This window comes from Bradyrhizobium sp. Y36 (genome assembly GCF_002531575.1).
Taxonomy (GTDB): Bacteria; Pseudomonadota; Alphaproteobacteria; order Rhizobiales; family Xanthobacteraceae; genus Bradyrhizobium.
Genome location: NZ_NWTI01000010.1, coordinates 131,488 through 144,971, shown reverse-complemented (window position 1 = coordinate 144,971; position 13,484 = coordinate 131,488). Strand labels below are relative to the sequence as shown.

Here is a 13,484-nt window from a genome sequence, read left to right as displayed (position 1 = left end):
CGTCCGAGACCGACGGGCTCGGTCCAGGGGAAGGCTTCCCGACAAATAGTCGATCAGTTCGGCAGCCCGGGTGCGTTCTGAAACGCCGCTGTTCGTCGAAGTTGACAGAGGGGAACACATGGATGAATTGGTGGCCGGCGCAGAGTGACAATTCCGCTTCGGCATCGAGCCCACCGGATCGTAGGCCCGCAATAACTCGACCGGCAAGATCGTCTCCAAGGAGCCGACCGTTTTTCGTTCATGGGTGCTGAACGAGTCTGAACTGAGGCGCCTTATGACGAGTTGGGCACGCTGGGCCCCGCGAGATCCAGCGGCGCCGGAGCCTGCGACGCAGGGCCCTCGAGTGCAATGACGTCAACTTAAGAGCAGCCGGGATCGTCATGTCCATTCAAAACTTCACGTATGGTCGCGAGGAGTTCGTTGGGGCGGAACGGTTTCATGATGGCGCGGTGGTGCGCGATCCGGTGGTCGCCGCTCTCCGTGATGACGGGGTAGTCCGAATAGCCGGTCATGAAGATCAACGGCAGGCCAGGATAGCTACCTCTTACGAACTCGGCGAGTTCCGGCCCACTGAGCTGGGGCATGACGACATCGCTCAAGACGAGGTCGATGCCATCGCCCTGCTGTTGCAGCAGGCGTCGGGCTTCATCTCCATTTGCAGCGGTCAATATGCTGTAACCACCGCGTCTCAGCGCCGCTGTCGTCGCGCGCATGACGGCCTGATCGTCCTCGACGACAAGGATCGTCTCCGTTCCGCCGAATTGCTCGGCATCTTTCGGGGCGGACGCGGCCGTGGAGGCCAACCGCTCGGTTCGCGGCAGCAGAATGCAGAAGGTCGCACCCTTTCCAAGCTCGCTCTCCACGGTCAAACGCCCGCCAGCTTGCGCGATGATTCCATAGCACGTCGAGAGCCCGAGGCCCGTCCCCCTGCCGCGCTCCTTGGTCGTGAAGAACGGGTCGAATATTTTCTCGATCAGCTCGGGAGCGATACCTGATCCGGAGTCGCTAACGCGCACCTCGACAAATTCGCAGACCAAATTGCCGGAAACCGGGGCTCCATCTTGCTTGTTCGTGATCTCGATTGCGAAGCGACCGCCGGTAGGCATAGCGTCTCGTGCATTGACGGCGAGGTTCATCAGCACTTGCTCCAACTGCCCTTTGTCAATCAGCACCGGCCAGAGATCGTCCGCCGCGATCGTGACGATCTCGATGTCGGCCGGCAGCGTGCGCCTGAGCATGGAGTGGAAGCCAGACACGACATCCCCAAGGTTGAGCACATTCGGTTCGCTCGGCTGCTTGCGAGAAAACGCCAGCAATTGGCCTGTCAGCAATTGAGCGCGATCGATCGATTTGACGATCTCCAGGATTTCGGGAAGCTTCGGATCGAGGGCGTCGCAGTCTGCGCGCAACATTTCGGCGTAGACCAGCATGACCAGGAGGAGATTGTTGAAGTCATGGGCGACACCGCCCGCCATCAATCCGACAGCTTCCATCTTCTGCGCGTGCTGCAACTGTTCCTTCTGCGCTTCGATGGCGCGCTCAGCCTGTCTTCGCGGCGAGATATCGACCACGCTGGCCAGAACGATTAACCCATCACGGGACTGGATTGGGTTGAGGCCAATCTCCACCGGAAATTCGGTTCCGTCCTTACGGCGGGCGAACAATTCGCGTCCCGCGCCCATCGAACGAACCGCAGGCGCGTTCAAAAACGCCTTTCGGACACTGGCATGGGCCTCTCTCCCCGACGCCGGCAGCAAGGTCTCCACGGAGCGGCCGATGAGTTCGGTGCGTTCGTACCCGAACTGGCGCTCAAGTTCCTTGTTGACCAGAATGATGACACCGGCACCGTTGATCATGAGAACGCCGCCGGGGGAGGCTTCGACGGCAAGCTCGAATTTTCGTTCGACGAACTTCCGTTCCGAAATGTCCCGCGCAATCTTCGCCGCTCCGATGATTTCGCCGTCGGCCGACTTGACCGGCGATACGCTGAGCGAGACGTCGATAAGCCTGCCGTCTTTGGTCTTGCGGACCGTTTCATAGTGATCCACGGTCTCGCTCTGCGCGATCCGTCCCAGGATATGCTGGACGTCGCTCAGTCTGTCCGGCGGGACGATGATCTCGATCGACTGACCAACAGCTTCCTCGGCGGAGTAGCCGAACAGTTTCTCGGCCGCGTAATTCCAGCCCGTGATTTTTCCGTCGAGTGTCTTGGTCACGATGGCGTCGGTCGCGGACTGAACGACCGCGCTATAGAGGCTGTGTTTCTCGAGATACTGCCGCATCAGAAGTTCGGCGCGGCGCCGTCGGACGAGCTCGTCACGTAGCTCCTCAACGGGCTGCTTGATGCGCAGCAATCTGTACAGAGAGCTGCCGCCGTCCGATGGAGGCGGCAGCGCCCCGACGTTCAGCTGCTCGCTGGTCAGGCCGTCAACGGACTCGACGACATATCGGATGCGCCGTGACAACGCGCGGGCGACCAACAGTGCCATGCCGATTGAAGCCAGCGCGGCCAACGAACCGGCGACCAGAGTCGCATCCCGGAGCGGGGCAGGCGCGGCGGCTAACGCCTGGTAGGGAGCGACCTCCACGACGCTGAAATCGACGGCGTCTGCGATACGTCCGGATACGACGGCGACGCCGACCAGCCGGCCGTCGTGATCCCTCTGCAGCCCGGTCTCCGTCGGAAGCGAAGACAGTTCCGGCAAGTCGTCCTTGGCGCGACTGCGTCCGCCATACTCGAACCTGAACGACTTTAAATCGTCCGGGTGCAGAAGATAGTCGCCATCGCCGTTGACGAGGCGAATGTCGCCATATGCCGGAGCGCGGCTCTTCAAGCTGTCGAAGATCGGCCGCAGATCCAGATTGATGATGAAGATGCCGAAACGCTGCCCGTCTGGAAGAAATAGTGGAGTGGCGATGCGGACGACCGGTACGACCGGCATCTCAATGCGGCCGTACTCCTTGTTGAGGTCAACGGGCGATACGTAGATCTCACCCCGTCCGATCGACATCGTCTTTCTGAAGTAGTCTGTGTCCCCTTTTCGCTGGAGCGACTGTTCCGCCACCAGCCGCGGGACGCCGTTATCGCGATCGACTCTAACGAGCTCGCGTCCGCCGTCTGCAGCCGATATCACCCTGATTTGGTAATAAGCCGGCTTCAACTCGATCTCGCGAAACAGCCGCTTGGCCAGCCGTTCTTGCCAAACAGTCGAGGAGACCTTGTCAATGGGGTCCGTGCCACCGCCGGCAGAGGCCCGCAGCAATCCAGTCAGCGAACTCCCTTCGGAAAGAACAAGTAAGTCGGCCCGGGCTGTCCCGGTATAGTTCGCAACATCCTCCACGCGCGCATGCGCCTGCTGGGCCATGAGCTGCACGCGAAACGGGACGAGGGCGGCATCGAGGTTGTGAAGGGTCAGGAAAGCGACGCCGAGTGAGGTTGCAATGACCAACCCGATCATCGATACGATCAAGAGCGTGGAGAGAGGAAGCCGCTCGACAGCCGCTCTAAAAAGGGAAACCCTAGGCGGCTGCGCCGCGTCGGCATCCAGCGCAATTCCCATGGCCGTGCTTCTTCGACCCACGTCTGTCTCCCGAAGGGAAAACCACCGGCCAGACTAATCGGGGTGGGTGGCTTGACAATATCGATATATGCACCTTGCAGTGCTTAGCGCTCGAAGCGGGCTTTCCTTCACGAGGGCACAGCCGTCCGCCTCGCCCCGGCTGCCATACCCGATCGAAAAACGAGTGTCTGTTCCGGGATACTACCGATTGCGGAAAAATAAAATGTCTAGCATCCTACAAAGTAATTTGAAGTGTGTGATTTCGGGTAGAGGTGGTTGCTTAAGACGGGCGTTGGAAGCTGCTTGATTGCTAAAGGCAACGGACTTCAACGAGGTGCCCGATGTCTACAATTCTTCTGGTCGATGATGACCAGGCTATACGCATTGCCTTGCAAGCATTCCTCCGAAAGCAGGGCGTCAACGTCCTTTTGGCCGCCGATGGGCCGGCAGGGCTGCGGTTAGTCGGATCCAGGTCCCTTGACGCCGCGATCATCGACATGTTCTTGCCCGGAATGGACGGGATCGCGACCATTCGAGAACTCGTCGAGCTCGATCCGCTGCTGCCCTTTATTGCCATATCGGGCAAACGCTTCACCGACAGCAGGCTTGGCGGCTCCGATTCTCTTGGCATGGCCGTTCGTCTCGGTGCAACTGCCGCTCTTCAAAAGCCGTTCGGGGTGGCCGAACTGCTGTCTGCATTAGACCAATGCTTCGCCAGGCGGCGGCCTTATCTCGTCGCTGAAACGGCAAAATCGCAGATCAATGGAAGTTCCATGAAATGAATCTTCTGGTGGTCGACGACGAACCGGCCGTCTGTACGGCTATCCGGCTGTTGTTGAAGAAAGACGGGCATGCCGTCACCGCTTGCGACACGGGTGCTGCGGCGCTCGCGATCTTGGCGACCAGCAACGTTGACCTGGCCTTGATCGATCTCAGTCTGCCCATGGTGGACGGCGTATCGGTTGTCGCTGCTGCCAGGGACCTTCGACCTCTCGTCCCAATCATCGTCATCACGGGGATGTTGAGCACGTCCAGCCCGAATCCAGCGGATCATCCCGAGATCGGTCCGCTTGACAGGGCATACTGTCTTGCCAAGCCCTTCAGGCCGAGTGAACTGAGCCGGCTTGTTGCCATAGCTCTGCCAGGCGCAGCACGATCGGTCACCGCCGACTTCGCCTGAAAGACATGATTCGTCGATCAGTACGTCGCGGCACGAGAGATGCCGTCGGCCACTGCATGATCTCGAACATGATACGTCGCCCGATGGTCCTGCCGAGCTAACGTCGAACCGCGCGAGATGACGCCGGGATTGCCAGATGCCGATAGCAATGTTTCCGTAAGACTACGGGAGGTTGATTTACCGCATGGTTTCACGACGTTGCGTGCGACAGTGACGAACCCGATAATTGCGTCCGCACCCCATTGACCAGCAAGATCATGATGACTTCAAACGAGATCTTTATCCTCGAAGATGACCCAGAGGTTCGCCGTGCCCTCGAGACAATGCTTGCCAAGCGGAATTACCAAGCCCTCTTTTTCGCCGACGGCGACTCCCTGCTCGCGGTTGCAAGACAGAAGTCTCCTGCTTGCATCATCCTGGATCTCCAATTGCCGGGCAAATCCGGTCTTCAAGTCCTCGCTGAGCTGCGCGAGATCAGATATCCCGTTCCCGTCTTCATGATGTCTGGTTACGGTAGCATCGAGACGGCCGTGAAGGCAGCCAAACTGGGTGTCGTTCAATTCTTCGAAAAGCCCTTCAAGCCAAGCGACCTGATCGACAGCATCGAAAAAGTATTGGCGGTCGAGGTCGACTGCCGTCCCGTGGACGGCAAGTCAGAAGACGTGATGGCATGCGATCCGGCCGTGTTGGCGTCATTCACGCCGCGGGAGCGCCAGATCTGGGACCGCATAGTCCGAGGGGATTCCACCAAGGACATCGCGCGAGCCATGGCGCTGAGCCCGCGGACTGTCGAGGACCACCGGTCAAATCTTCTTCGAAAGGCAAATGTCGGCACGACGGCAGAACTGCTCCGCGCTGCACTGGCGGGCTTTCGCCGACCGAAAGTCTAGACGAAGTCCTCCCTTCGGACACCTCTCGCAACAGTTCGACCACTCCAGCGAAACCTCCCGGCCTCTCGTCCGAGCGGCAGGACTCTTAAGCTGTGTCGCGGCCGCAGACTTCGCATTCTTGGCGTCGGCCGCATTTTGACTTCGCCATAGGCTTAATTGCCGGTGCGTCCATCTCTTGAAGATTTTCCGTGATGTCACGGGCAGAACGGGACGAGGATACCACCATCGGTATGCTTCGCTTTAACCTGCGGGCGTGAAGTTCGAGAATCCCGTGGTGCTCCGGATCAGAAATTTAAGAATCTGGTCGGCGACGCGTTGAAGAAAAATTTCGGCCCACGAGCGCATGCCGCGAATGGCGTTTGCCGATGCACGTCAATCGCGAGCCATGGGGAGCAAGTATGGTGAGAGCGGCAAGCAAGCGAGGAGCGACCGCTCGTTGTGCGTCGCGAAAGGCTTGGGATGCCCGTGATCGTACGGGCGCGCGTTTTTACCGAAGAGCCATGCATGAATTGGATCATGAGACCGATAAGCAGAACCGTGCGTTCGGCACGCGGGCCTGCGCCAGTCATTTTTATTCGTCGCCGTTCAACGTGCAGTTTGAAGGATGATCATCGTGGACACCGGAGCTTCGTCAACGTCGGGCGACGAGAACGTTGCCGAGCCGAACGAATTGGTGACTGGCGGACATCGGCTGCCAAGCCAACTCGACCTCACCGCGGCCCGGAAGCTCCAAGACGAGATTAGATCGCGGCTGGCGTCGGGCGCCGTCGTCCTTGACGCGGGCGCGGTGGATCGCCTTTCGACCCCTTGCGTCCAGGTTCTTCTCGCGGCGGGTCGGGCGGCCGCGTCCGCAGATGTTTCGTTCCGGATCGCAAATGCGTCCGGGGCGTTCAGTGCCGCCGTCGTCGAGCTCGGGTTGGAGACGCAATTCAGAAACTGGATGGTTTGAAATGGCTAAGCGAATACTAGCAGTGGACGATTCGAAGACCATGCGTGACATGGTCTCGTTCACCTTGAGGAAGGCGGGATTCGACGTCGCAGAGGCCGAGGACGGCAAGGCGGCGCTGAACGTGCTCGGCGGCGGCAAGTTCGACCTCATCATCACGGATCTGAACATGCCGAACATGGACGGCATCTCGTTGATCAAGAATGTGCGTGCGGGATCGTCACACCGTGCCGTGCCTATCTTGATCCTGACGACGGAAAGCGACGGGACGAAGAAGGCCGACGGGAAGGCCGCGGGGGCGACAGGCTGGCTCGTGAAGCCTTTCAGTCCCGACAAGCTGATCGAACTGATTCAGCGCGTGTGTCCATGATGTCGGAAAGCGAAGCCTACCCACTCGAACAGTTCCGCAAGACCTATTTCGAGGAATGCGCCGAGCTGCTCGACGTTCTTCAGGCCAACCTCGAATTGCTGGCCGCAGGCGCCGGCGGCGAAGAGACGCTGCACGCGATTTTCCGAGCGGTTCATTCCATCAAGGGCGGTGCCGGAGCGTTCGGCTTTTCGTCGCTTGTGGCATTCTCGCACGTGCTCGAGGGCCTGCTCGACGCAATGCGCGAACAGAAGGTCGATGCAACGCCGGACGTGAAGCAATTGCTGCTGCGCGCCAGCGACGCACTCGCAGACATCGTGAACGCCGCCAGGTCCGAGCGGGTCCTGCCGGCGGAGTTCGCTTCCGACATCCTGACCGGCATGGAAGAAGTGTTGGCAGGAGCGTCGGGGGCCACCGCCCCAGCGTCCGCCATGAGCGGACTCGAGAGCGCCAATGTCGCTGTCCAGGGCGAGCGCTCGTACCGCATCGTCTTCACGCCACACACCGAGATGCTGCAGAAGGCCAACGAGCCGCTGCTCCTGTTCAGACAGCTGCGCAAGCTCGGGGGACTCACCGTCGATGCGAACACGTCGCGCTTGCCGGCGTTCGAAGCCCTGGAGCCGGAAGCAGCTTATCTCGGCTGGACTTTCGTGCTGGAGACCGGAGCACCAGAGAGCGCGATTCACGAGGTCTTCGAATTCGTGGAAGACGATTGCGACCTGTCGATCGTGCTGCTGCATGAGGCCGCTGAGGCCGTTTCCGCCGCTACGGCCGCAAGTGCCACAGAGGTTGCACCGACTGCCGTTGCGGCAGCCGAGCCTTCCGCGACCGTCGCGCCAACGCCGTCTCAATCGATCCGGGTTGATGTCGACAAGGTGGATCGGCTGGTAAACCTCGTCGGCGAGTTGGTCATCACCCAGGCGATGTTGACCGAACAAGGCTCACTGCTGCCGGTCGACCAATACCCTGCCATGATCCAAGGGATCGAGGCACTCGCGCAAAGCGCGCGGGAGCTGCAGGAGAGCGTCATGGCCATACGCGCACAGCCCGTGAAATCGGTGTTCGCGCGGATGCCGCGCGTCGTGCGCGATCTAGCCGCGACTCTCGGCAAGGAGGTCAAGATCGTCACGTCAGGCGAAATGACCGAAATCGACAAGACGGTCATCGAGCAGCTGAACGACCCTCTGACCCACATGATCCGAAATGCGTTGGATCACGGGATCGAGAGTCCGGACGACCGGGTCGCGGCGGGCAAGCCGCGCCAAGGCACGATCCATTTATCTGCAGCCCAGCGCAGCGGCCGTATCGTCATCGAAGTGTCCGACGACGGCAGGGGTCTCAACCGCGAGAAGGTGCTGGCGAAGGCGCGGGACCGCGGCCTGGTTGCAGCGGGCGTCAATCCGACCGAGGAAGAGATCGACAATCTGATCTTCCTGCCCGCGTTCTCGACCGCGGATGTGGTCTCGAACATCTCCGGGCGCGGCGTCGGCATGGACGTCGTGAAGCGTAATGTCCAGGCGCTCGGTGGCCGCATCAGCGTCCAATCCCGCTTCGGCGCGGGATCGCGATTTACGATGTCGCTGCCGCTGACCCTGGCGGTCGTCGATGGAATGGTCGTTTCGGTCGGCAAGGAAACGTTCATCGTTCCGCTGACGGCGATCATCGAGAGCCTACGCCCGCAACCGTCCGACATCAATCCGGTGGTCGGACGCGGCGACGTGCTCGCACTACGCGGTGAATATCTGCCGTTGACCTACCTCCATCGCAGTTTCGCGATCGGGTCTGCGGTCACTGACCCGTGTCAGGGCATCGTGATCATCGTTCAGAGCGAGGGCGCGGGTCGGATAGGCGTGGTGGTGGACGAGCTCCTGGGCCAGCAGCAGGTTGTCGTGAAGAGCCTGGAGGCCAACTACGACGCGGTCGACGGCATCAGCGGCGCGACCATCCTTGGCAACGGGCGCGTCGCGCTCATTCTCGATGTGGCGCGCGTGCGCGAGATTGGTGAGAAATCCGGCGTACGTACGATCACGCCGAAGGAAAAGACAATCGAGGTTCGAGAGGATATGACCCATGCAGCCTGAAAGCCAGCCGATCGGCACTCTTGGTCAAGGCAATCTCGACGGAGTTTCCGTCGGAGAGCACACCCAGCAATTCATTACGTTCACCCTGGGAAATGAGGAATACGGCATAGACATCATGGTGGTCCGCGAGATCAAGGGCTGGACCGAAACGACCATGATTCCGAATGCTCCCGCGCACGTCCGCGGTGTCATCAATCTGCGTGGCGTCATAGTCCCGATCTTCGATCTGCGCGCGCGGTTCGGTGTCGGCTTGACGGTGCCGACCAGCATGCATGTGGTGATCATCGTTGCTGCGGGGTCACGAACGGTCGGCCTTCTGGTCGACACTGTCTCTGACATCATCTCGGTCGATCCGAAAGCCATCCGTCCCGTTCCGGAGATGGGGCTGCCGTCGGAAGACCAGTATCTCGACGGTCTGGTCGCCATCGAAGAGCGGATGGTCACTCTCGTATCGCTGGCCGGTCTATTCGGAATGGCCACTGAAGCGAAGAGAAGCTTTGCCCCCGACATGGCGACGACGAAAGCAGCCTGACCCGGAATTGCTGATTCCATTTCGACCATCAACTCAATTCGAGGACAACAACGATGACGATGATGCACGAATTCGACGAACAGGCGGCCCAGGAGACCGAAGTGGCCAAGCCGAGAGCCCCTCGGCCGAGAGCGCAGCGGGCCGCGAAGACTCAGGGTTCGAATGGCTCCGCTTCCGAGCTTGCGTCGATGCTGGCGGCGATTGACCGGTCCCAGGCGCGCATTGAGTTCTCGCTCGATGGACGGGTTCTCGACGCCAATGAAAACTTCCTCAATGCCCTGGGCTATTCGTTGAACGAGATCAAGGGCCAGCATCATTCGATGTTCGTCGACGCGGCCTACCGTCAGAGCAACGACTACCGGCTGTTCTGGGACAAGCTCGGTCGGGGTGAGTTCGATGCCGGACAGTACAAGCGGATCGGCAAAGGCGGCAGGGAAGTCTGGATCCAGGCCAGTTACAATCCGATCCCTGATAGCAGCGGAAAGCCGTTCAAGGTCGTCAAGTACGCGACCGATGTCACTGAGCAGACGCTGAGAAACGCCGACCTCAGCGGCCAGATCGACGCGATCAACAAGGCCCAGGCGGTGATCGAGTTCACGCTCGATGGGAAGGTCCTCAATGCCAACGAGAATTTCCTGCACGCGCTGGGTTATGCCCTGAACGAGATCAAGGGGCAGCATCATTCGATGTTTGTCGATCCGGTGTTCCGGCAGACCGCCGACTACCGGCTGTTCTGGGACAAGCTCGGTCGCGGCGAGTTTGACGCCGGACAATACAAGCGCATCGGCAGGGGCGGCAAAGAGATCTGGATCCAGGCCAGCTACAATCCGATCTTCGACCCCAACGGAAAGGCGTTCAAGGTCGTGAAATATGCGACCGACATCACCGAGCAGACGCTCAAGAACGCCGACTTGAGCGGCCAGATCGATGCGATCAACAAGGCCCAGGCGGTGATCGAATTCACCCTCGACGGCAAGATCATCAATGCCAACGAAAACTTCCTGAGCACGCTCGGCTATTCGCTGAACGAGATCAAGGGCCAGCACCATTCCATGTTCGTCGACCCGGTCGACCGCCAGTCGACGGAGTACCGGCTGTTCTGGGAGAAGCTCGGGCGCGGCGAGTACGATGCTTCGCAATACAAGCGGATCGGCAAGGGCGGCCGGGAAATCTGGATTCAGGCCAGCTACAATCCCATCCTCGACCCGAACGGCAAGCCGTTCAAGGTCGTCAAATACGCGACCGACGTCACCGCCCAGGTCAAGGCGGCCCAGGCGCTGCAGGCGGCCGTGGCCCAGACCCAGGAGGTCGTGACCTCCGCCAAGGAGAACGATCTCCGGCACCGGATCCCTCTCGATGGCAAGACCGGCGACATCGCGCAGCTTTGCGAGGGCGTCAACGGCCTGATCGATACCATGTCGTCGATGATCTCAGAGATTTCCGAGACCTCGCAGACACTGAGCACCGCTGCACGCGAGATTGCCACCGGCAACACCGATCTGTCGCAACGGACCGAAGAACAAGCCGCGAGCCTCGAAGAGACCGCTGCCAGCATGGAAGAACTCACCGCGACGGTTCGGCAGAATGCGGAGAACGCTCAGCAGGCCAACAAGCTGGCTTCCTCGGCTTCCGACGTGGCGGTCAAGGGTGGGAGCGTGGTCGCGGATGTGGTGCAGACCATGGACGGCATCAGCCAGGCCAGCCGCAAGATCGCCGACATCATCGGCGTGATCGACGAGATCGCCTTCCAGACCAACATCCTCGCGCTGAACGCCGCGGTCGAAGCCGCGCGCGCCGGCGACCAGGGACGAGGCTTCGCGGTCGTGGCCGCCGAAGTGCGCAATCTCGCCCAGCGCAGCGCCAACGCCGCCAAGGAGATCAAGGGGCTGATTTCGGACTCGGTCTCCAAGGTCGAATCCGGTTCGCGCCTGGTCGATACGGCCGGCAAGACCATGGAGGAGATCGTTCAATCGGTGAAGCGCGTGACCGACATCATGGCCGAGATCTCGGCGGCGTCGCAGGAGCAACGAGGCGGCATCGAGCAGGTCAACAACGCCGTCACCCAGATGGACAAGGTGACGCAGCAGAATGCTGCCCTGGTGGAGGAGGCTGCTGCGGCTGCCAAGTCGATGGAAGACCAGACCGGCGCCATGGCGGAGATGGTCGGCCAGTTCATGTTGTCGGCCGAGTTCGAACGCGGCCAGGCGGTTCCTGAACGCGGTGGAAAGCTGACCGGCAATCCGGTCGTCGACCGCTCGCTGCGATCGGCAAAGGAGCCGTTGACGAACGTGAGGGCGCGCCAGCCTGCCGAGGCGCCCAGGAAGAAGGTCGAGCCCGAGCCCGCGCCCCGGCGGAAAGCGGTCGGCGCGGAAGACTTGGACTGGAAGGAATTCTGAGGCCTGACCGGACGCTGGCTCATCTTGCGGATGAGCCAGCGCTCGACGACGCGAGGGACAAGGGATCGTGCAGCAGGAATACGCCATCGACGACGGCGACTTTCGCAAGATCGTGCAATTGGTCATGAACACGGCCGGCATCGTTCTCAGCGACCGAAAGCGCCCATTCGTCCAGAGCCGGCTCGGGCGCAGACTGCGTGCGCTCGGTATGACCGACTTTCGCCAATATTGCCGTCTTCTCGAGGCTCCCGCCGGGGAGGAGGAGCGATCGCACCTGATCAATGCCATCACCACTAACCACACCAGTTTCTTCCGTGAGCCCCATCACTTCGCTTATCTGGCCAACACCATACTTCCCAAGCTTGCAAGCAGCGAGGCGGGACAGAGCCGGCGCCTGAGGATCTGGTCGGCCGGGTGTTCGACGGGCGAGGAGCCTTATACGATCGCCATGACGCTGCGCGAGCATGCATCGGCGCTGAGGGACTGGGATGTCAAGATCCTCGCGACGGACCTCGACACCAACGTTGTGTCGCATGCGGCCGAGGGAATCTACGACACCGACCGGCTGGAATCGGTGCCATCGTCGTATCGCAATCGGTTCGTCACCGAGCTCGACGAAGGACGCTCGCGCATAAACGACGAAGTGCGCTCGCTGATCTCGTTTGCCCCTCTCAATTTGCTGCAGAAATGGCCGATGCGGGGGCCGTTCGACGTCATTTTCTGCCGGAACGTGGTCATCTATTTCGACAAGCCGACCCAGCGCAAGTTGTTCGACCGTTATGCCGAGATGCTTCGACCGACCGGATCATTGTTTATCGGTCACTCTGAAAGCTTGCTCAACGTCACGGATCGTTTCGATCTCGTCGGACGAACGATCTATCGCAGGGTCAAATGACAATGAATCCAGCCCGGGCAAAAAGACAACAGGCGGCTGACACGTCCACGACGTCGGGAGCGCGGCGCTATCGCGATCCGCGGTTCGACGCGGTCGCCGTCAAGGTGTTTCCCGGAGATCATTATGTCACCTCGTCAGCCGACGAGATGCTGGTGACCATCCTCGGCTCATGCGTCACCGCCTGCATTCGCGATCCGCTCGCCGGTGTTGGCGGCATGAACCATTTCATGTTGCCAGAAGCGGCCGGTTCGGGATGGGATACGGCCTCGGCGAGCATGCGCTACGGCAATGTCGCCATGGAACGTCTGGTCAACGATATACTCAATCGTGGCGGGGCGCGACATCGGCTGGAGGTGAAGGTCTTCGGTGGCGGCAACGTCATGAATGGAACGACCAATATCGGTCACCGCAATGCGGAGTTCGTCGAGCAATATCTCTCTGCCGAGAACATTCCGATCGCCGCCCATCACCTGCGCGGCAACTTGCCGCGTCGGGTTCATTATTTCCCCGCGACCGGCAGGGTCATGCTGCTCGAGCTGCAGCGTACCGAGCAAGAAGAGGTGATGCGGAGCGAGGTGTCCTACAAATCCAAGATTCAGATCGAGCCCGTGGCGGGCTCGGCCGAGCTTTTCTGAGG

General features: G+C 60.6%; 11 protein-coding genes. 10 read left to right on the top strand and 1 reads right to left on the bottom strand.

Annotated elements, in window-relative coordinates:
* Positions 1-359 precede the first annotated feature (359 nt).
* Positions 360-3,560: a PAS domain S-box protein gene (locus CO669_RS18555; protein WP_097661366.1), complete on the bottom strand. Its 3,201-nt coding sequence runs from the start codon at positions 3,558-3,560 to the stop codon at positions 360-362.
* Between the two features lie 341 nt (positions 3,561-3,901).
* Here CO669_RS18555 and CO669_RS18550 point away from each other — a divergent pair, with 341 nt between their 5' ends.
* The 10 genes from CO669_RS18550 to cheD all read left to right on the top strand — a co-directional run bounded on the left by CO669_RS18550 (position 3,902) and on the right by cheD (position 13,482).
* Positions 3,902-4,342 (top strand): response regulator, encoded by a 441-nt coding sequence (locus CO669_RS18550; RefSeq protein ID WP_097661364.1) that lies wholly within the window; start codon positions 3,902-3,904, stop codon positions 4,340-4,342.
* Complete coding sequence (locus tag CO669_RS18545; protein WP_097661362.1) at positions 4,339-4,740, top strand: response regulator; 402 nt, start codon at positions 4,339-4,341, stop codon at positions 4,738-4,740. Before CO669_RS18550 ends, CO669_RS18545 begins: the two co-directional genes overlap by 4 nt.
* Before the next feature lie 242 nt (positions 4,741-4,982).
* Positions 4,983-5,630 (top strand): response regulator transcription factor, encoded by a 648-nt coding sequence (locus tag CO669_RS18540; protein WP_245444360.1) that lies wholly within the window; start codon positions 4,983-4,985, stop codon positions 5,628-5,630.
* A 604-nt stretch (positions 5,631-6,234) separates the two neighbouring features.
* Positions 6,235-6,579 carry an STAS domain-containing protein gene (locus CO669_RS18535; RefSeq protein WP_097661360.1) on the top strand — a complete coding sequence of 115 codons (345 nt, stop codon included), beginning with the start codon at positions 6,235-6,237 and terminating at the stop codon, positions 6,577-6,579.
* Position 6,580: 1 nt separating this feature from the next.
* Entirely contained in the window at positions 6,581-6,946 is a 366-nt protein-coding gene (locus tag CO669_RS18530) for a response regulator (RefSeq protein WP_097661358.1), read from the top strand.
* Positions 6,937-9,024: a chemotaxis protein CheA gene (locus CO669_RS18525; RefSeq protein WP_097661356.1), complete on the top strand. Its 2,088-nt coding sequence runs from the start codon at positions 6,937-6,939 to the stop codon at positions 9,022-9,024. Before CO669_RS18530 ends, CO669_RS18525 begins: the two co-directional genes overlap by 10 nt.
* Positions 9,014-9,556: a chemotaxis protein CheW gene (locus tag CO669_RS18520; protein ID WP_097661354.1), complete on the top strand. Its 543-nt coding sequence runs from the start codon at positions 9,014-9,016 to the stop codon at positions 9,554-9,556. The genes CO669_RS18525 and CO669_RS18520 overlap by 11 nt, the downstream gene beginning before the upstream one ends.
* 188 nt (positions 9,557-9,744) lie before the next feature.
* Positions 9,745-11,952: a methyl-accepting chemotaxis protein gene (locus CO669_RS18515; RefSeq protein ID WP_502694492.1), complete on the top strand. Its 2,208-nt coding sequence runs from the start codon at positions 9,745-9,747 to the stop codon at positions 11,950-11,952.
* A gap of 67 nt (positions 11,953-12,019) precedes the next feature.
* Positions 12,020-12,847: a CheR family methyltransferase gene (locus CO669_RS18510; RefSeq protein ID WP_097661352.1), complete on the top strand. Its 828-nt coding sequence runs from the start codon at positions 12,020-12,022 to the stop codon at positions 12,845-12,847.
* Positions 12,844-13,482 (top strand): chemoreceptor glutamine deamidase CheD, encoded by a 639-nt coding sequence (gene cheD / locus CO669_RS18505; RefSeq protein ID WP_349627012.1) that lies wholly within the window; start codon positions 12,844-12,846, stop codon positions 13,480-13,482. Before CO669_RS18510 ends, cheD begins: the two co-directional genes overlap by 4 nt.
* Positions 13,483-13,484: the final 2 nt, after the last annotated feature.

Excerpts from the sequence above, each read along its gene's own strand:
- CO669_RS18550 (WP_097661364.1), top strand. The coding sequence starts at position 3,902 with ATGTCTACAATTCTTCTGGTCGATGATGACCAGGCTATACGCATTGCC.
- cheD (WP_349627012.1), top strand. The coding sequence starts at position 12,844 with ATGACAATGAATCCAGCCCGGGCAAAAAGACAACAGGCGGCTGACACG.
- CO669_RS18515 (WP_502694492.1), top strand. The coding sequence starts at position 9,745 with ATGCTGGCGGCGATTGACCGGTCCCAGGCGCGCATTGAGTTCTCGCTC.
- CO669_RS18520 (WP_097661354.1), top strand. The coding sequence starts at position 9,014 with ATGCAGCCTGAAAGCCAGCCGATCGGCACTCTTGGTCAAGGCAATCTC.
- CO669_RS18535 (WP_097661360.1), top strand. The coding sequence starts at position 6,235 with ATGATCATCGTGGACACCGGAGCTTCGTCAACGTCGGGCGACGAGAAC.
- CO669_RS18555 (WP_097661366.1), bottom strand. The coding sequence starts at position 3,560 with ATGGGAATTGCGCTGGATGCCGACGCGGCGCAGCCGCCTAGGGTTTCC.
- CO669_RS18545 (WP_097661362.1), top strand. The coding sequence starts at position 4,339 with ATGAATCTTCTGGTGGTCGACGACGAACCGGCCGTCTGTACGGCTATC.
- CO669_RS18530 (WP_097661358.1), top strand. The coding sequence starts at position 6,581 with ATGGCTAAGCGAATACTAGCAGTGGACGATTCGAAGACCATGCGTGAC.